The organism is Streptomyces sp. TE5632 (assembly GCF_054061295.1).
Window position 1 is genome coordinate 2,329,666 of the sequence record NZ_JBSSEA010000003.1, and the last position, 18,578, is coordinate 2,348,243.

Sequence of the window (18,578 nt, forward strand, 5' to 3'; positions counted from 1 at the left end):
TCGGGGCCGCGTCCGACGCCGCCGTCGTCCGTTTTCGGCGCCCGCCGCTTACCCTCGTACGCATGACCAGCGACGACTTCGCACGGCCGGGCCGCACCCGCTCGCTCCAGACGTACACCGCGCTCTCCCCCGAGCAGGTCGAGGCGGTTCTCGCCCTGCTCGACGAGGCCGCCCGGACCGACGGACAGCAGGCGGTGTCCGAGCAGGGGCGGTTGCAGCTGCGCGGCGGGGAACGGGCGGGCGTGACCCATCTGTTGCTCTCCCTCACCCGTGAGGGAAGCGAGGGCAAGGACGACGAACTCGTCGGTTACGCCCAGCTGGAGGACACCGACCCGGTCGAGCCGCCGGCCGCCGAGCTGGTCGTGCACCCCTCTCACCGGGGGCAGGGGCACGGGCGGGCGCTCGGGTCCGCGCTGCTCGCCGCCTCCGGCAAGCGGCTGCGGGTGTGGGCGCACGGCGGTCACTCCGCGGCCCGCCACCTCGCCCAGGTCCTCGGGCTCACCCTCTTCCGCGAACTACGGCAGATGCGGCGGCCGTTGGCCGGGCTGGAGCTGCCCGACCCGGTGCTGCCGGAGGGCGTGACGGTGCGGGCCTTCGTCCCCGGACGGGACGACGCCGCCTGGCTCGCGCTGAACGCCGCCGCCTTCGCCCACCACCCCGAGCAGGGCGCCCTCACCCAGCGCGACCTGGACGACCGCAAGGCCGAGCCCTGGTTCGCCCCCGAGGGCTTCTTCCTCGCCGAGCGGGACGGCGGGCTCGTCGGCTTCCACTGGACCAAGGTGCACCGGGCGGAGGGTCTCGGCGAGGTGTACGTCCTCGGCGTGAGCCCGCAGGCCCAGGGCGGCGGCCTCGGCAAGTCCCTGACGACGATCGGCCTGCGGTACCTGGCGGGGCAGGGGCTGCCCACCGCGATGCTGTACGTCGACGCCGACAACAAGGCGGCCGTGGCCGTCTACGAACGGCTGGGCTTCCTCACCCACGAGACGGACCTGATGTACCGGACGGAGACCTGACGGACCTGACGGACGGGAGGGGCCGGAGAGACCGGGCTCACGACCTGCGTACCGGCTCCGCCCCGCACACCGTCCAGGCCCCCCCGGCCGCGCACAGCAGGATCGTCCAGCGGGCGTGGGCGGCCGCCCCCCGCTCGTCGTCCGGTGCCACGAACAGCGCCCAGCGCTCCGGCCGCAGCACGGACACCGACAGCGCCGTGCCGAGCAGGGCACCACCGGCCGGGGGCCGTACGGCAGGCGGGACCAGCAGCGGTACAACCGCGTCCACCACAGGGCCGCCACCGACGCGACGAGGACCGGGCGCAGGCCGTGCCGGGCGAGACGCCGGGCTCCGGCACGCCGTCTCCGCCGAGGGTCCGAATGCCGAGGGTCCGAATGCCGAGGGCCCGGATCCAGCCCCCGGCACAAGCCCGCCCGGAGCGGGCGCACACGGTCGGCGGAGGGCCGTGGGGCCGGCCCGGGGCGGGCGAGACCGTCACCCCGGCACGGGGCACATGATCGACGTGGGGACATACCGCCGGGAATGTGCGGTTCGCACCCCGGACGCGCTCCCCGCGAGCCGCCCCTCGATATCCCGCACGTCATGTCTCCGTAACCACTGATTCAGACAGCCTTGCGACGCTCAGCGAATGAATCCCGCCGCCTCAGAGCCACCGCCGCCCCGGAGGGGCGACTGGGACGTCCCAGGGGCACCATCCATCCCACCCGCGCTTTCCGACGCGCCCGTGAGGCTGCCGGCGCGGAACAATGGGTCCATGAGCCAGCCGAACGCCGACGCAACGGCACAGGTACAGCACGCGCAGCCCTCCGTGGGCTCCATCGCCGCACACCGGCCGCACACCGTGGCCGGTACGGTCTCCGACCTGGCACCCGACATCGACGCGGATCTCGACGCCTACGAGGAGTCGCAGGCGGGCGGCGAACCGCTGCCCCAGGGCCGTTTCCTCGACCGGGAGCGCAGCTGGCTCGCGTTCAACGAGCGGGTTCTCGAACTCGCCGAGGACCCCGCCACCCCGCTGCTCGAGCGGGCCAACTTCCTCGCGATCTTCGCCAGCAACCTGGACGAGTACTTCATGGTCCGGGTGGCCGGCCTGAAGCGCCGTATCGCCACCGGTGTCGCCGTCCGCTCCGCCTCCGGCCTCCAGCCGCGCGAGGTGCTGGAGATGATCTGGGGCCGCTCGCGCGAGCTGATGGCGCGGCACGCCGCCTGCTTCCACGAGGACGTCCTCCCCGGGCTGACGGAGGCGGGCATCCACCTGGTCCGCTGGAGCGAGCTGACGGAGAAGGAGCAGGCCCGCCTGTTCACCCTCTTCCGGCACCAGATCTTCCCGGTCCTCACACCCCTCGCGGTCGACCCGGCGCACCCGTTCCCGTACATATCGGGCCTGTCGCTGAACCTGGCCGTGGTCGTGCGCAACCCGGTCACCGGCCACAAGCACTTCGCCCGGGTCAAGGTGCCACCGCTGCTGTCCCGCTTCCTGGAGAGCTCCCCGGGCCGCTACGTCCCCGTCGAGGACGTCATCGCCGCCCACCTGGAGGAGCTGTTCCCGGGCATGGAGGTGCTGCAGCACCACGCCTTCCGGCTCACCCGCAACGAGGACCTGGAGGTCGAGGAGGACGACGCGGAGAACCTGCTCCAGGCCCTGGAGAAGGAGCTCATGCGGCGCCGCTTCGGGCCGCCGGTGCGCCTCGAGGTCGAGGAGTCCATCGACCGCGACGTCCTGGACCTGCTCGTGCGCGAGCTGAAGATCAGCGAGGCCGAGGTGTACCCGCTGCCGGGGCCGCTCGACCTCACCGGCCTCTTCCGGATCCACCGCCTGGACCGGCCCGAGCTGAAGTACCGCGCGTTCGTCGCCGGCACCCACCGCGACCTCGCCGAGGTCGAGTCGGCCTCGGCACCGGACATCTTCGCCGCGCTCCGCAGCCGGGACGTGCTCCTGCACCACCCGTACGACTCGTTCTCCACGTCCGTGCAGGCCTTCCTGGAGCAGGCCGCCGCCGACCCGGACGTCCTCGCCATCAAGCAGACCCTGTACCGGACCTCCGGTGACTCCCCGATCGTCGACGCGCTGATCGAGGCCGCCGAGGCCGGCAAGCAGGTCCTCGTCCTGGTCGAGATCAAGGCCCGCTTCGACGAGCACGCCAACATCAACTGGGCGCGCAAGCTGGAGGAGGCCGGCTGCCACGTCGTCTACGGCCTGGTCGGTCTGAAGACCCACTGCAAGCTGTCCCTCGTGGTCCGCCAGGAGGGCGAGACGCTACGGCGTTACTGCCACGTCGGCACCGGCAACTACCACCCCAAGACGGCCCGGCTCTACGAGGACCTCGGCCTGCTCACCGCCGACCCGCAGGTCGGCGCGGACCTCTCCGACCTGTTCAACCGCCTCTCCGGCTACTCCCGCCGCGAGACGTACCGGCGGCTGCTCGTCGCACCCAAGTCCCTGCGCGACGGCCTGATCTCACGGATCGACAAGGAGGCCCAGCACCACCGGGCCGGACGCCCCGCCTACGTCCGCATCAAGGTCAACTCGATGGTGGACGAGGCGGTCGTCGACGCCCTCTACCGGGCGTCGCAGGCGGGGGTGCCGGTGGACGTGTGGGTGCGCGGGATCTGCGCGATCCGGCCGGACGTCGAGGGCCTGTCGGAGAACATCCGGGTCCGTTCCGTCCTCGGCCGCTTCCTCGAACACTCCCGTGTCTTCTGCTTCGGCAACGGCGGTGAGCCCGAGGTGTGGTTCGGCAGCGCGGACATGATGCACCGCAACCTGGACCGCCGTATCGAGGCCCTGGTCAGGGTCACCGACCCCGCCCACCGGGCGGCGCTGAACCGGCTGCTGGAGACCGGCATGTCCGACGCCACCTCGTCCTGGCACCTCGGCTCGGACGGAACATGGACCCGACACGCGGTGGACGCGGACGGCCGGCCCCTGCGGCACGTCCAGGAGATGCTCATTGACGCCCGGAGGCGCCGGCGTGGCACAGCAACACCTTGAACCGACGGATCCCGACCCCCTGATCAGCCCGGTGACCGGCCCGGTGCCCGCGGGGGCCCTCGCCGGTTACCTGCGGGCCCAGGCCACCGAGTTCCTGCGGGCGCTGCGCCTCCACCGGGAGGCGGGGGCGGGCGCGGCGTCCTCGGAGGGTTCCGTCGAGGCGGCGCTCGCGCTGCGCCGCTCGGCCCGCCGGATCAGCGGCAGCCTGCACACCTTCCAGGCGGTCCTGGACCCCGACTGGTCCGAGGCGATGCGCCCGGAACTGGCCTGGGTCTCCGGCACGCTGGCCCTGGAACACGCCTGCTCGGCACGCCTGGAGCGGCTGCTCCTGGCCCTGCACCGGCTGTCGGGCACGGTGTTCCCGGCCCAGGCGGACGCCGGGAGCGGAACCGGGACGGCCCGGTCGTCCCCTTCGGCCGCCGTCGCCGCCGTCGCCGCCGGGGCGAGCGCGCGTACCGGCACGCGTACGGCGACCGCCTCCGGCCTCGCCGGGACGACGGCCGCCACCGCGGTGTCCGAACGCGGCAAGCTCACCGTGGGCGCCGCGAAGGCCGGTGCCCTGCTGGACCGGCAGCTCACCCTGGCCCGGACCCGGGCGCACTCCGCGGCGCTGCAGGCCCTCGGCTCCTCCCGTTTCCACGCGGTCGCCGACAAGGTCGCCGTGCTGGCCAGCGAGGTTCCGCTGACCGCGGCCGCCGGCTCCGCCGACCTGCGCCCGCTGGCCGCGGCCGCGCGGGAGCGGCTCGTCGACGCCGTCGCCGCGCTGCCCCTGGTCACCGCGGGCAGCCCGTACAACGCGGAGGCGCTGATGCACGGGCTGTCGCCGGACCCGGCCCCGCATCCGCAGGACGTCCCCTGGCACCAGGTCCGCCTGCTGCTGCGCCTGCACCGGTACGCCCGCGAGGTCCTGTACACCACCGTCCCGGCCCCCACCGGCACCGAAGGTCCCGCGGACCGCACCGACCGTGCCGGAAGCCACGCCGGAAGCCACGCGGGAAACCGCGCCGGAAGCACCGGCGACACCGCCCCGGTCCCACCCCCGAACGTCGGCCTCGTCGCCGCGGGCGAAGCCCTGGACCGGCACCGGGACGCCTCCGAGGCGTCGGCGGCCGCGGCGCACGCCGCCCGTACCCCGCGGATCGCCCCGGCCACGGCGTACGCGCTCGGCGTGCTCCACGCGGACCAGCGGCACGACGTGGAGGCGGCGCGGTACGCGTTCCAGCACTGCTGGCAGACGGACGTCGTCGGATCGTTGTAGGGAGGCGCCCGGTGAGCCCGTCCGACAGCTCCCGCCGGCCCGCGGACCCGCACCCGGGCCCGCACCCGGCCGCCGTCACACTCACCGTCCAGGCGGCCGGCTGTGTCCTGTGGCGTCGCTCCCCGGTTGGGGGGACGCTCGAACTGTGTCTCGTGCACCGTCCCAAGTACGACGACTGGTCCTGGCCCAAGGGCAAGCTGAAGCGGGGCGAGGATCCGCTCGCCGGGGCGCTGCGCGAGGTCGCGGAGGAGACGGGCCACTGGGCGGTGCCGGCCGTGGAACTCCCGTCGGCGCACTACGTGGCGAACGGCCGTCCGAAGCGGGTCCGGTACTGGGCCGCCGAGGCCGTCTCCGGCACGTTCACCCCCACCGACGAGGTGGACCGCATCCTCTGGCTCCCCCCGCACATGGCCCGCCGCCGGCTCACCGAGCCGAGGGACACGGACCTGGTGGACGCCCTGCTCGCCACCTTCCGCCCGGGTCGCTAGCGCCCGCCCGTCCCTCTGTCACCACCCGCACCGCCTCCAGGCAACGCGCGGGCAGCCCTCCGGCAACGCCCGGACGACGACCCGGCCGCAGCCCCCCGCCGTACGGGACTGCCCCGTTCCGGCCCGGTATCCGCCCGTGTCCTTGGCGTAAGCGTTCCGTGACCTCACCGCACCGTCCTCAGGGGTTCACCTCTCGTTCATTTACGCCCATCGGCGCCGTCACCTCTTCAGCCTAATTTCGGCCTTACGCGATGCGAACCGCCCGCCGATCGGGCGCCCGCACCGCCCAGACTTCTGACTTCAGACTTCGCACGCCGCCGGATTCAGGACGGCGGCACCTGGAAGGAACTCAAGTGAAGCTTCAGCGCAAGAACCGGCGGGCCCTCGCTCTCGGCGCTCTCGCCGTCTCCGGCGCCCTGGCCCTCACGGCGTGCGGGTCGGACGACACCAGCGGCGGCGACGGCAGCAGCGACTCCTCCGCCAGCGCGCAGACCGGCAACATCCAGTGCGACGACGCCAAGGGCCAGCTTCAGGCCTCCGGCTCCTCCGCGCAGAAGAACGCGATCGACGCCTGGGTCAAGAACTACACGGCCGCGTGCAAGGACGTGCAGATCAACTACCGTCCCGACGGTTCCGGCGCCGGCATCACCGCCTTCCTCCAGGGCCAGACCTCGTTCGCCGGCTCCGACTCGGCGCTCAAGCCGGAGGAGATCGAGGACTCCAAGAAGATCTGCACCGACGGCCAGGCCATCGACCTGCCGATGGTCGGCGGTCCGATCGCGATCGGTTACAACGTCCCGGGTGTCGACGAGCTCGTCCTGGACGCCGCGACCATCTCGGCGATCTTCGACAGCAAGATCACCAACTGGAACGACGAGAAGATCGCGAAGCTCAACCCCGACGCGAAGCTCCCCGACCTGAAGATCCAGGCGTTCCACCGCTCCGACGAGTCCGGCACCACGGACAACTTCACCAAGTACCTGAAGGCCGCCGCGCCGAAGGCCTGGCCCTACGAGCCGGGCAAGTCGTGGGAGGCCAAGGGCGGCCAGTCCGCTCAGGGCTCCTCCGGTGTGGCGCAGCAGGTGAAGCAGGTCGAGGGTGCGATCTCGTACTTCGAGCTCTCGTACGCCAAGGAAGGCATCAAGACCGTCGACGTGAAGACCGAGGCCGCCGAGCCGGTCAAGGCCACGATCGAGAACGCCACGGCCGCCATCGGCGCCGCCAAGGTCGTCGGCACCGGCAAGGACCTCGCGCTGGAGCTGGACTACACCCCCGAGGCCGAGGGTGCCTACCCGCTCGTCCTGGTGACCTACGAGATCGCCTGCGACAAGGGCAACAAGGCGGACACCCTGCCCGCCACGAAGTCCTTCCTGAACTACATGGCCTCCGAGGACGGTCAGGGCCTGCTGGCGGACGCCGGCTACGCCCCGATGCCCGAGGAGATCATCACCAAGGTTCGCGACACCATCTCGAGCCTGAGCTGACCCCGAGTGCGGTCCGGCTCCCCACCAGGGGCCGGACCGCACCGTCCGGTGCACCGCCGCCAGGGGGCCTCGACCGACCAGAGGCCCCGCAGACCGGAGAACCCTGATGGACATATCGACACAGCAGACCGCTCCACCCTCCGTCCCCCCGCCGCCCTCGGCGGAACACAAGCGCGCCGCCCGCGGCGCCACCCGCCCCGGCGACCGGATCTTCCTCGGGTTCTCCCGGGGGTCCGGCATTTTCGTGCTGGTGCTCATGGCCGCGATCGCGGCCTTCCTCACCTACCGCACGGTGATCGCGCTCAGCGAGAACGAGGCCAACTTCTTCACCTCGTTCGACTGGAGCCCCACCGGTAACCCGCCGGAATTCGGCATCGCGGTGCTGGTCTACGGCACCATCGTGTCGTCGGTCATCGCCATGATCATCGCGGTCCCGGTCTCGGTGGGCATCGCGCTGTTCATCACGCACTACGCCCCGCGCAGGTTCAGCGGCGCCGTCGGGTACGTGATCGACCTGCTCGCCGCCGTGCCGTCCATCGTCTACGGCCTGTGGGGCGCCCTCGTCCTGATGCCGCACCTGAACGGCCTCTACGGCTGGCTGAACGACTACCTCGGCTGGACCGGCATCTTCGCCTGGGACGGCGGCGTCGCGCGCTCGCTGTTCACGGTCGGCATCCTGCTCGCCCTGATGATCCTTCCGATCATCACCAGCGTCAGCCGTGAGGTCTTCCGGCAGGCGCCGCAGATGCACCAGGAGGCCGCACTCGCCCTGGGTGCCACCCGCTGGGAGGTCATCCGCATGTCGGTGCTCCCCTTCGGCCGCTCCGGCGTGATCTCCGCCTCGATGCTGGGCCTCGGCCGCGCGCTCGGCGAGACGATGGCCGTGGCCATGGTGCTCTCGCCGGTCTTCGACATCAACGCCAGCCTGCTCGACCCGGGCGGCGGCACGTTCGCGCAGAACATCGCCAGCAAGTTCAACGAGGCCAACCCGCTGGGCCGGGACGCGCTGATCGCGTCCGGTCTGGTGCTCTTCGTGATCACCCTGCTGGTCAACGGCAGCGCCCGTCTGATCATCGCCCGTCGCAAGGAGTACTCGGGGGCCAACGCATGAGCCACGCAACCATCACCCCCAAGTCCGCGAACTCCTTGCGTGGTGCCCGGCTCCCCAAGTGGTACGCCGCCGCCGTCGCCGCCGGCTCCGTCGCGCTGGGCCTCGGCATCAGCACGGTGGCCGGCCTGCACAGCAGCATCCAGTGGGCGCTGATCGCCGCGCTCCTCTTCGTCGTCGGCTCCTACGCCCTGTCGGCCGCGGTCGAGGGCAAGCGCCAGGCCAAGGACCGCACCGCGACCAGCCTGGTCTGGGTTTCCTTCATCATCGCCGTCATCCCGCTGGCCTCCCTCATCTGGGAGACGGTCAAGCAGGGTGTGAAGGTCCTCGACGGCTTCTTCCTCACCCATTCCATGGGCGTCGTCGCCGACGCCGAGCCGGGCGGCGGTATCTACCACGCCATCCTCGGCACCCTGGAGCAGGTCGGCATCGCGGCCCTCATCTCGGTCCCGCTCGGCATTCTGACCGCGATCTACCTGGTCGAGTACGGGCGTGGCAGGCTCGCCCAGGCCGTCACCTTCTTCGTCGACGTCATGACGGGCATCCCGTCCATCGTCGCGGGTCTGTTCATCCTCAGCCTGTGGATCATCATGCTGGACATGGGCTACTCCGGCTTCGCCGGCTCGCTCGCCCTGAGCATCCTGATGATCCCGATCGTCGTCCGCTCCACGGAGGAGATGCTCAAGCTCGTCCCGAACGAGCTGCGCGAGGCCTCTCTCGCGCTCGGCATCCCGAAGTGGCGCACCATCCTGAAGGTCGTCCTGCCGACGTCCATCGGCGGCATCGTCAACGGCGTCATGCTGGCCATCGCCCGCATCACCGGTGAGACCGCTCCCGTGCTGCTGCTGGTCTGGGGTACGGCCACCATCAACGCCAACCCCTTCGACGGCCCTCAGGCGTCACTGCCGATGTACATCTATCTGCAGTACAGCAACGGCTCCGAGCCGGCCTACGACCGTGCCTGGGCGGCGGCCCTGACGCTCATCGCGTTCATCATGATCCTCAACCTCGCGGCCCGCGGCATCGCCCGCTGGAAGGCCCCGAAGACCGGTCGCTGACGCGGCCATCAGCGACACGGACCCGAAAGAAGCAGTGATCCACATGGCCAAGCGCATCGACATCAGCGGCCTCAACGCCTACTACAGTTCCTTCCTCGCCATCGAGGACATCTCGATGACCGTCGAGCCCCGTTCCGTGACGGCCTTCATCGGCCCGTCCGGCTGCGGCAAGTCGACCTTCCTGCGCACCCTCAACCGCATGCACGAGGTCACGCCCGGCGGCAGGGTCGAGGGCAAGGTCATGCTCGACGACGAGAACCTCTACGGCGCCGGCATCGACCCGGTCGCCGTGCGGCGCGAGGTCGGCATGGTCTTCCAGCGCCCCAACCCGTTCCCCACCATGTCGGTCTACGACAACGTGGCGGCCGGTCTGCGCCTGAACGGCAAGTACAAGAAGTCCGAGCTGGACGGCATCGTCGAGAAGTCCCTGAGGGGCGCCAACCTCTGGAACGAGGTCAAGGACCGCCTGAACAAGCCCGGCTCGGGCCTCTCCGGTGGTCAGCAGCAGCGGCTGTGCATCGCCCGCGCGATCGCGGTCGAGCCGAAGGTGCTGCTGATGGACGAGCCCTGCTCCGCCCTGGACCCGATCTCCACCCTCGCCATCGAGGACCTGATCGGCCAGCTCAAGGAGCAGTTCACGATCGTCATCGTGACGCACAACATGCAGCAGGCCGCGCGTGTGTCGGACCGCACGGCGTTCTTCAACCTGGCGGCCGTCGGCCAGCCGGGCAAGCTGATCGAGATCGACGACACGGAGCGCATCTTCTCCAACCCGTCGGTCCAGGCCACGGAGGACTACATCTCCGGCCGCTTCGGCTGATCACTGACCCCTCGCGGTGCTGCATGGCGGTGCCACCGTGAGGACGCGAAGGGCCCGCCCCCCGGTAGCGGGGGCGGGCCCGAGCGCTTTTCGGCACTGCGTGAGGATCCTGCTACATGAGGATCACCAGATAGACCAGCCCGTACGAGGCCGCCGCCACCAGCCCCGCCGCGGGCATGGTGATGAACCACCCCAGGATGATGTTCTTGGCGACGCCCCACCGCACCGCGTTGATGCGCTTCGTCGCCCCGACACCCATGATCGCCGACGTGATCACATGCGTGGTGGAGACCGGCGCCTTGAACAGGTACGCCGTGGCGAACATGATCGACGCGCCGGTCGCCTCGGCCGCGAACCCCTGCGGCGGGTCCAGCTCGATGATCTTCCGGCCCAGCGTCCGCATGATCCGCCAGCCGCCCGCGTACGTACCGGCCGACAGCATCACCGCACAGGCGATCTTCACCCAGATCGGGATGGGATCGCCGTAGTCCTCGACGTCCGCGATGACCAGGGCCATCACCACGATGCCCATCGTCTTCTGCGCGTCCTGGAGACCGTGCCCGAGCGCCATGGCCGCCGCGGACACCGTCTGCGCGATGCGGAAACCGCGCTTGGCCTTGTGCGGGTTGGTCCGCCGGAAGATCCACATGATCGCGGTCATGACCAGGTAACCGGCGATCAGACCGACGACCGGCGACACGAACATCGGGATGACGACCTTGTCCAGCACCCCGTTCCAGTACACGGTCGTCCCGCCGGCCAGCGCCGCCCCCACCATGCCGCCGAACAGGGCGTGCGAGGAGGAGGACGGCAGTCCGAAGTACCAGGTGATGAGGTTCCAGGTGATCGCGCCGACGAGCGCGGCGAACAGGATCCCCATGCCCGTCGAGCCCTCGGGGGTCTGGATCAGCCCCTCACTGACCGTCTTGGCGACCCCGGACCCCAGGAAGGCACCGGCCATGTTCATGACGGCGGCCATCGCGAGGGCCACCCGCGGGGTGAGCGCACGGGTCGAGACCGAGGTGGCGATGGCGTTCGCCGAGTCGTGGAAGCCGTTCGTGTACGTGAAGAAGAGCGCGACCCCGATGGTCACGACCAGAGCGAAGGTGTCCATGAAGGGGCTCAGGACTCCTTGACGGCAATGGTCTCGACTGTGTTCGCCACGTGCTCGAAGGCGTCGGCCGCCTCCTCCAGGACATCCACGATCTGCTTCAGCTTGAGCACCTCGATGGCGTCGTACTTGCCGCTGAAGAGATGGGCCAGCAGTTTCCGGTGGATCTGGTCGGCCTGGTTCTCCAGGCGGTTGACCTCGATCCAGTACTCGGTGAGGTTGTCCATGGTGCGCAGGTTCGGCATGGCCTCGGCCGTGAGCTCGGCGGCCCGCGCCAGCACCTCGATCTGCTGGTCGACGCCCTTGGGCAGTTCCTCGACGTTGTAGAGGACGACCAGGTCGACGGCCTCCTCCATGAAGTCCATGATGTCGTCGAGGGAGGAGGCGAGGGAGTAGATGTCCTCGCGGTCGAAGGGCGTGATGAACGAGGAGTTCAGCTGGTGGAAGATCGCGTGCGTGGCGTCGTCACCCGCGTGTTCCGCGGCCCGCATGCGCTCTGCGATCTCGACCCGGGCGGGGCCGTCCGCCCCGAGCAGTTCCATCAGGAGTTTCGAGCCCGTGACGATGTTGTCCGCGGACGCGGCGAACATGTCGTAGAAGCTCGTCTCCCTGGGGGTCAGACGAAAGCGCACGTGGGGTCCTCGGGATGCATCGGTTTCGGTGAGGCTGGTGCCGGGCGCACCATCCAGCCACGACTGTCGGGCCGTCCACCAGTGTCACCCATTCGGTATCGGGCAACAGGCACGGGGGCGGTCCGAGGGCCGTGACGCGGCTGCTGCCCGTGGACATCAGCCACAGTGCCTATACCCAGCAAAGTTCGCTACCATATACCCGCCAGGGGTATATGTCGCCCGCCACTGCACCAGGAGGACGCGATGACGACCACCGAGACCGGCGCCGGCGCGCCCTCCTCCCCGGACACCCCGGACATCACGGACGTGACGTACACCACGGACGTGACCGAGACGACCGGCCCCACGGCCGTCGTGACCGACCACGACCGGGGCATCCACGGCTACCACCACCAGAAGCAGGAGCACGGCAAACGCCTGCGCCGCATCGAGGGCCAGATCCGGGGCCTGCAGCGCATGGTCGACGAGGACGTCTACTGCATCGACATACTCACCCAGGTGTCCGCCTCCACCAAGGCGCTGCAGTCCTTCGCACTGCAACTGCTGGAGGAGCACCTGCGCCACTGCGTCGCCGACGCGGCCCTCAAGGGCGGCGACGAGATCGACGCCAAGGTGAAGGAAGCGACCCAGGCGATCGCCCGCATGCTACGGACGTGACCTGAGCGAACCGCCCGGACCGACCCCCGGCTCCGTGCACACCTCGGCCACCTTCAGCACCTTGTCTATGCTCTCCAGGCTGAGCCGGCCCGGCGCGGCCGAAGCGGCGATGATCAGCTCCCCGCACAACTCGATCTCGGCGAGGGCCACATAGTCCCGAACCGACCCACCACCGAGCGGGGCCACACACGTCACCTCATCCATACCGTCATACGGGCAGAGGTCCCCTAGCGTAGGCAGCACCCCGCGCCCCGCGCATGGCACGTAAGGGCTAGTTCACGCCGGTCATTCCTCGGCGATCCGGCCCGCGTAGATGTCGGCGGGCTCCGGGAGGCGGACGTCGGCGGGGGCGCCGAAGTCGTAGAGGAGGGTGGTGGAGGCGACGGCGACCGGCTCCTCCCGCTCGCCGTTCATGAAGCTGAACCGGTGGCGGACCTTCCGGATGCGCCCCTCGCCGTCCAGGTAGACGTCGAAGGGAACCTCGGCGGTGGCGAATCCGGTCGCCGCCGCACCCAGCGGCCCCTTGTTCGCCTCGGAGGCGGCACGCGCGGCCTCGTGCAGATCCGCCGTGCCCCGGTAGTGCCGCACCTCGGCCCCGGCCAGCTCCGTCCTGCCCACGAAGGTCGCGGACCGCGTCCCGCGCAGCAGCTCGGCCGCGGCGAACGGGTCGGTGACGCCGCCGGTGACGAGGTTCCCGTCGGACAGCGTCCGGGTGTCCACCCGCACCCACTTGTCGGCGGGCACCCCGGCGCCCCGGTTCTTCATGAACAGCGCGCCCGGAGCGAGCAGCTCGGTGATGGGCCGGCGCACCGACGTACCGGACGGGTCCTGCGGCAGCAGCACCTTCAGCCGCCCCAGCCGCTTCCGGTAGTCGTACACACCCTCCCCGCGGATGGTCACCCGGGTGCCGCCGGTGGCCATCTCCATCGAGGTGCGCGCCCTGGAGCTGCCCGCGTCCACCAGCGCGTCCGCGGCCTTTCGCACCACCGCCACCGCCGCCGAGCCGCCGGACGAGCCGCCGGTCGCGGCCCCGCTGCTGCCGCCGCACCCCGCGAGGCCGCCGAGCAGCAGACAGCCGACAGCTCCGAGGGCAACGACCGCACCACCGGTCCGCCCACGCCGCAGTTCTCGTCCCGCCATGCTCCGCCTACCCCCGCTACGTCCGACACGGGCCGCCTGTTCTCTCCCGGTTAACGACCGGTAGGGGACCCCGTCACGCAGACACACCCGGAGCGGTACCTTTGTCGGGTGGAACAGCAGGGAGCCGCAGTAAGCCTCCAGGAACACAGGACAACCACATCCGAGCAGGGGCGCTTCTGCGTCGCCCGCTGTGTCTGCGGCTGGCGCGGCCCCGCGAGGAGAGCCAGAAGCCAGGCCCGTACGGACGCCCAGAAACACTCGGTGGAGTGACCCGGACCGGGGAACCACCCCGGGGCCACTCCACCTCATGGCATCCATCACACGGGACGACGGTCACGCCGCCAGGTCGCGCTCCCCCGGCCCGGACTGCCGGGCCTCTCCCGGGGTCACCCGCGCCCCGGCCCCGTTCCCTTTGATCAGCCACGCGCCCCGCCGTGACTGCTCGATCGTCCGCATCAGCGGGGTCAGCAGCGCCATGGCGGGCGGCGACAGCAGCAGCGCGACGGACGTACCGAGCGCGAGCCCGCCCACGACGTCCGTCGGGTAGTGCACGCCCATGTAGACCCGGATGAACCCGCCCAGCACGCCGAGCACCAGGCCGATGAGCCCGAGCCGCCGGTTGGCCAGGAACAGCCCCACCGCCAACGCCATGCAGAGCGTCGCGTGGTCGCTGACGAACGAGTAGTCGGTCTTGCCGTCGACCAGGACCTCGAGCCCCTCATGGTCGAGGAAGGGCCGGCGCCGCTCCACGAACTCACGTATCGGCACGTTCACCAGGACCGCGACGCCCGCCGCGAGCGGGGCCCACACCAGGGCCGCCACGGTCGGGGCCGCGTCCTCGCCGCCCCGCTTCCTGACGCCCCACCAGCACCACAGCAGCAACCCCAACAAGGCGAACAGCAGGCCGAACTCGCCCACGAACTCCATGAGGTGGTCGAACCACGGCGGTGCGGCCTTCGCCAGGCCGTTGATGTCATAGAGCAGGTCGACGTCGGGGTTCGACCCGGAATCTGCGAGTCCAGCCATGGTGCTGAGGCCCCTTCGTCATCTCTTCCGGCGCACCGTGCGTACGCCGCTACCCCACCCCCGTGGTGTAGATCCGCTGGCCTGTTCGGCTACGACAACAGGAACGCACGACCCCCGTCGATACGTTCCGTACTCCATCGAATGATCACGCAGACGTTATCGAAGAGAGATGCGTCGTCGCAGCTCAGGGGGCTGCTCCACGCATCGCTCAGACCGTCGTGGGGAGCGCTTTCGCGCCATCTTCGGTGACGCGGGTGGCACCAAAGTAGTCAGGTGTGTCGATCGGGTCGAATCGGATCACGGCACCCGGACGCGGTGCGTCGATCATGTACCCACCGCCGACGTAAATGCCCACATGCCGGATGGCTCGCGAATCGGTGAGGTCGTCCGAGAAGAAGACCAGATCGCCGGGGAGCAGTTCGTCCCGCGCGGGGTGCGGTCCCGCGTTGTACTGATCGTTCGCCACCCGCGGGAGCGTGATCCCCACGCTCTCGTACGCGGCCTTGGTCAGCCCCGAGCAGTCGAAGCGTCCTCCCTGGTCAGCGGTGCCGTTACCGCCCCAGAGGTAGAGCGTGCCGAGCTTCTTCTGCGCGTAGTCGATGGCTCCGGCGGCCTGCTTGGAGGGGTCGACCCGGCCGACCGGCGCGGCGAAGCTCTTCTCCAGCGAGAGGATGCGCTTGACGTAGTTCTGCGTCTCCTTGTAGGGCGGCACACCGCTGTACTTGATGACCGCGTACGCCCCGGCGTTGTACGAGGCCAGCATGTTTTCGGTCAGATTCCCCGGCACGTCCTTCACATAGCCCGCGAGGGCGCAGTCGTACGTCGCCGCCGAGGGAATCGCGTCGTTCGGGTCCCACACGTCCCGGTCGCCGTCGCCGTCCCCGTCGACACCGTGGGTGGCCCAGGTGCCGGGGATGAACTGGGCGATGCCCTGCGCCGCCGCGTGGCTCTGCGCCTTCGGGTTGAACCCGCTCTCCTGGTACAACTGCGCGGCGAGCAGAGCCGGGTTGATGGCCGGGCAGAGATTGCCCCACTTCTGCACGAGGGCCTGGTACGCGGCCGGCACGGTCCCCTTCGCCAGCGTCTTGGCGGCACCGCCGCCGACCGTGCCCGCGAGGTTCCCGGCGATGACGAAGACGCCGACGGCGAGCACCATGACGAAGGCGAGCGCGGAACCCACAGCGACACTTGCCGCGATCCAGGCCTTACGCACCGTCAACCGCCCCTCACCGTCCCGGAGTCCGCTGCCCACGTCAGCATAGAGGCGCCCGCCCCCCTCCGGGGTGATCACGGGAGGGACGGGAACACATGTGCCGCGTGGGGCAGGACGCACGGCGTCAGCCGCACTCCGCCCACAGGACCTTCCCCCCGGTCAGCGCCCCCACACCCCACGAGGAGGCGCAGGCCCGCACCAACGGCAGCCCCCGCCCGTTCTCCGCCTCGTCCGGCGGTGCGTCGAGCGGCGCCCCGTCGCCGAACCCGGGCGGAACACGCGGGTCCGTGTCCCACACCCCGACCCGCAGCCGCCCCGGCTCCGCCGAACGCAGCCGCAGGGCGTAGGGGCCGGCGGTGTGCAGATGGGCGTTGGCGAGGAGCTCGGCGGCCACCAGCTCGGCGGTGGGCACGAGTTCGGCGAGACCGTGCGCCCCCAGCACGGTCCGCAGGGTGACCCGGGCGATGCGCGGAGCACGGGGATCGTGCGGGAGCTGAAGGACGTACGACCAGGGCGGGTTTACGGTGGGCATGGAAGTCTCCGATCACTAACGGAAGTTGGCGGGTTGCGTACGGTGGTGACCCAGTGGCATGCCGATCCGTCGATCGGTGCGCTTCTGAGGGCGGGGCGCCGAGCACTGAAGTAACGCCGCCCCAACTAACGTGTTAGCTAAATATCTGAATCTGCATTAGTTTCCGCCCTTGTGGGTGACCGTAGCGCCAGGGAGGCGTCAGGACCGTGAGAACCAGTCCAACCGGCCGTCGGCTCCGATTGGGCGTGGAGCTGCGAAAACTGCGGGAGCGCGCAGGGCTCACCGCGACAGAGGCCGGTCAACTTCTCGGCGTGAAGCAGAACCAGATCAGCAACACCGAGGCCGGGCGCATCGGCGTGAGTCCCGAGCGCGTGCGCACCCTGGCCCACCACTACAAGTGCGGCGACACTGCTCTCATCCAGGCACTCAGCGACATGACGGCCGACCGCAGACGCGTGTGGTGGGAGGAGTACCGGGAGATCCTGCCCGCCGCACTGCTGGATCTGGCCGAAGTCGAGCACCACGCGACCCGTCTGCGCGGTGCCGTGACCGTGCACATCCCGGGACTGCTCCAGACCACCGAACACGCTCGTGCGCTGTTCCGTCACGTGGTGCCCGAGTTCCCGCCCCCGGACATCGAGCACCGGGTGTCGTTCCGCATCAAGCGTCAGGCCGTGCTGTACCGCGACTCGCCTGCCCCTTATCAGGCCATCATTCACGAGGCCGCCCTACGGATGCAGTTCGGCGGCCCCACCATCGCCACCGCACAACTGCGACACCTACTGGACATGAGCGAGCGGGAGCACATCACCCTGAAGGTGCTGCCGTTCGCCGCCGGAGGCTTCCCGGGATCGGGGCAGTCGATCTTCTACTCGCACGGACCCGTCCCCCAACTGGACACCGTCCATCTCGACCAGTCGCACGGCCCCGTCTTCCTCGACGCCGAGGCCCAACTGGACATGTACCGCGTATTGCTTGAACGGCTGGACTCCCGGGCCCTCGATCCGGAAGCGTCCCGTGACGTGATCCACCACCTGCTCCGAGACACGTGAGAGGAACCGCGATGCCCCTCCTCAAGTGGCAGAAGTCGTCTCTGTGCGGCACGGGGGACTCGTGCGTACATGTGGCAGCCACCCCCGGGTCCATCCACATAACCGAGTCCGCTGATCCCAGCGGAGCGATACTCACCATCACGCCGGACGACTTCCTGAGCCTCCTTCAGACGCTGAAGGGAGAACGGGAGCTGGCAGCCAACCGACCCATCGCCATCGACGTGACCGTCGATGACGACCTCACCGTCCGCATCCACGCCGGCGCGACCCCCGGGACCGCCGTCACCACGGACCGCCGCCGGTGGGACACCTTCGTCCTCGGCGTGCGCGCGGGTGAGTTCGACCATTTCGTGGCCGAACCGTGATACACAGAGTGACGATACGACTCATCACCCATCGGCTCGCTCCCCTCCCAGGGACCGGCGCGCGCCGGTGAGAAGCTTTCTTCATACGAAACCCGCCAACTAATGACGCCGAGTCGACATCCGACGGCGTCATCGTCGGCAACAATGAGGCCTGACCTCTGCATGCCCGCAGGGGGCACGGAACGACCCGACAGGGGCGGTGACTTACATGTTCTTTGCGGCCGACGAGGGAGACATCAACACCATCATCGGCGGGATCGCTCCCGACTGGGGCCCCTTCGGCAGCTTGGGCAACGAGGCCAAGGTCATGATCGAAGTGGTCATGGCGCTCGCCATCCTGATCTGCCTGGGCATCGCCATCTGGGGAGCGGCGAAGCAGCGCATCGGCGCGACGGCGCTGCGCGACACCTTCAGCGCGGAGCAGGGCAAGGGCCTGATCATCGCGGGCCTGACAGGGGTCTTCATCATCGGCTCCCTGGGCACGGTGTTCACCATCGTGTACGGGATGGCCGTGTAGGAGACCCACCATGCCTCCGACCGGGCCCGTCCGGCCTCCCCTTCCACCCCACCCGCCCGTCGCGCCCACCGGCTGAGGTTGCGTTTCCCTGATGTCGACTCATAACACCGC

General features: G+C 69.9%; 20 protein-coding genes. 12 read left to right on the plus strand and 8 right to left on the minus strand.

The genetic code is table 11. From position 1 onward, the window contains the following. Positions 1–62 precede the first annotated feature (62 nt). A complete protein-coding gene (mshD, locus tag ACVW19_RS15745) occupies positions 63–1,013 on the plus strand; it encodes a mycothiol synthase (protein ID WP_457460020.1) in 951 nt (316 codons plus the stop codon). A gap of 37 nt (positions 1,014–1,050) precedes the next feature. Here mshD and ACVW19_RS15750 read toward each other — a convergent pair whose 3' ends face one another. Further along, the gene (locus tag ACVW19_RS15750; protein WP_457460021.1) at positions 1,051–1,281 is read right to left on the minus strand and encodes a hypothetical protein; all 231 of its coding nucleotides are present in this window, start codon (positions 1,279–1,281) and stop codon (positions 1,051–1,053) included. A 487-nt stretch (positions 1,282–1,768) separates the two neighbouring features. Here ACVW19_RS15750 and ACVW19_RS15755 point away from each other — a divergent pair, with 487 nt between their 5' ends. The 7 genes from ACVW19_RS15755 (at position 1,769) to pstB (ending at position 10,222) form a co-directional block, all read left to right on the plus strand. After that, positions 1,769–4,006, plus strand: coding sequence for an RNA degradosome polyphosphate kinase (locus ACVW19_RS15755; RefSeq protein WP_457460022.1), 2,238 nt, complete (start codon positions 1,769–1,771; stop codon positions 4,004–4,006). Then, positions 3,987–5,264, plus strand: a complete 1,278-nt coding sequence (locus ACVW19_RS15760; RefSeq protein ID WP_457460023.1) for a CHAD domain-containing protein — start codon at positions 3,987–3,989, stop codon at positions 5,262–5,264. Before ACVW19_RS15755 ends, ACVW19_RS15760 begins: the two co-directional genes overlap by 20 nt. Positions 5,265–5,275: 11 nt before the next feature. Then, entirely contained in the window at positions 5,276–5,752 is a 477-nt protein-coding gene (locus tag ACVW19_RS15765; protein WP_457460024.1) for an NUDIX hydrolase, read from the plus strand. A gap of 353 nt (positions 5,753–6,105) precedes the next feature. Continuing rightward, a complete protein-coding gene (gene pstS, locus ACVW19_RS15770; protein WP_457460025.1) occupies positions 6,106–7,236 on the plus strand; it encodes a phosphate ABC transporter substrate-binding protein PstS in 1,131 nt (376 codons plus the stop codon). A 106-nt stretch (positions 7,237–7,342) separates the two neighbouring features. Continuing rightward, the gene (gene pstC, locus ACVW19_RS15775) at positions 7,343–8,347 is read left to right on the plus strand and encodes a phosphate ABC transporter permease subunit PstC (protein ID WP_457460026.1); all 1,005 of its coding nucleotides are present in this window, start codon (positions 7,343–7,345) and stop codon (positions 8,345–8,347) included. After that, a complete protein-coding gene (pstA, locus tag ACVW19_RS15780; RefSeq protein ID WP_457460027.1) occupies positions 8,344–9,402 on the plus strand; it encodes a phosphate ABC transporter permease PstA in 1,059 nt (352 codons plus the stop codon). The genes pstC and pstA overlap by 4 nt, the downstream gene beginning before the upstream one ends. Before the next feature lie 43 nt (positions 9,403–9,445). Then, positions 9,446–10,222, plus strand: coding sequence for a phosphate ABC transporter ATP-binding protein PstB (gene pstB, locus ACVW19_RS15785; protein WP_202279681.1), 777 nt, complete (start codon positions 9,446–9,448; stop codon positions 10,220–10,222). A 112-nt stretch (positions 10,223–10,334) separates the two neighbouring features. On the opposite strand, the gene ACVW19_RS15790 is transcribed toward pstB, so the two are convergent. Together ACVW19_RS15790 and ACVW19_RS15795 are read right to left on the minus strand one after the other, a co-directional pair. Then, positions 10,335–11,336 (minus strand): anion permease, encoded by a 1,002-nt coding sequence (locus ACVW19_RS15790; protein WP_457460028.1) that lies wholly within the window; start codon positions 11,334–11,336, stop codon positions 10,335–10,337. A gap of 8 nt (positions 11,337–11,344) precedes the next feature. Then, the gene (locus ACVW19_RS15795; RefSeq protein WP_361460165.1) at positions 11,345–11,965 is read right to left on the minus strand and encodes a DUF47 domain-containing protein; all 621 of its coding nucleotides are present in this window, start codon (positions 11,963–11,965) and stop codon (positions 11,345–11,347) included. 243 nt (positions 11,966–12,208) lie between these two features. Between ACVW19_RS15795 and ACVW19_RS15800 the strand changes: the two genes are divergently transcribed. Continuing rightward, on the plus strand, positions 12,209–12,622 hold the full coding sequence (locus ACVW19_RS15800; protein WP_457460029.1) for a metal-sensitive transcriptional regulator: 414 nt from the start codon (positions 12,209–12,211) through the stop codon (positions 12,620–12,622). On the opposite strand, the gene ACVW19_RS15805 is transcribed toward ACVW19_RS15800, so the two are convergent. The 5 genes from ACVW19_RS15805 to ACVW19_RS15825 form a co-directional block, all read right to left on the minus strand. After that, entirely contained in the window at positions 12,611–12,817 is a 207-nt protein-coding gene (locus tag ACVW19_RS15805; protein WP_457464624.1) for a hypothetical protein, read from the minus strand. The genes ACVW19_RS15800 and ACVW19_RS15805 overlap by 12 nt on opposite strands. A gap of 90 nt (positions 12,818–12,907) precedes the next feature. Beyond that, complete coding sequence (locus tag ACVW19_RS15810) at positions 12,908–13,762, minus strand: hypothetical protein (protein ID WP_457460030.1); 855 nt, start codon at positions 13,760–13,762, stop codon at positions 12,908–12,910. 333 nt (positions 13,763–14,095) lie between these two features. Further along, complete coding sequence (locus tag ACVW19_RS15815) at positions 14,096–14,788, minus strand: phosphatase PAP2 family protein (protein WP_457460031.1); 693 nt, start codon at positions 14,786–14,788, stop codon at positions 14,096–14,098. A 208-nt stretch (positions 14,789–14,996) separates the two neighbouring features. Beyond that, a complete protein-coding gene (locus ACVW19_RS15820; RefSeq protein WP_457464625.1) occupies positions 14,997–16,007 on the minus strand; it encodes a C40 family peptidase in 1,011 nt (336 codons plus the stop codon). A 118-nt stretch (positions 16,008–16,125) separates the two neighbouring features. After that, positions 16,126–16,533 carry an ATP-binding protein gene (locus tag ACVW19_RS15825; RefSeq protein WP_457460032.1) on the minus strand — a complete coding sequence of 136 codons (408 nt, stop codon included), beginning with the start codon at positions 16,531–16,533 and terminating at the stop codon, positions 16,126–16,128. A gap of 206 nt (positions 16,534–16,739) precedes the next feature. Between ACVW19_RS15825 and ACVW19_RS15830 the strand changes: the two genes are divergently transcribed. The 3 genes from ACVW19_RS15830 (at position 16,740) to ACVW19_RS15840 (ending at position 18,467) form a co-directional block, all read left to right on the plus strand. Continuing rightward, positions 16,740–17,585, plus strand: a complete 846-nt coding sequence (locus ACVW19_RS15830; RefSeq protein WP_457460033.1) for a helix-turn-helix domain-containing protein — start codon at positions 16,740–16,742, stop codon at positions 17,583–17,585. Between the two features lie 11 nt (positions 17,586–17,596). Further along, positions 17,597–17,950 (plus strand): DUF397 domain-containing protein, encoded by a 354-nt coding sequence (locus ACVW19_RS15835; protein ID WP_457460034.1) that lies wholly within the window; start codon positions 17,597–17,599, stop codon positions 17,948–17,950. A 208-nt stretch (positions 17,951–18,158) separates the two neighbouring features. Further along, positions 18,159–18,467, plus strand: coding sequence for a hypothetical protein (locus tag ACVW19_RS15840; RefSeq protein WP_042174769.1), 309 nt, complete (start codon positions 18,159–18,161; stop codon positions 18,465–18,467). The last annotated feature ends 111 nt before the right edge of the window (positions 18,468–18,578 follow it).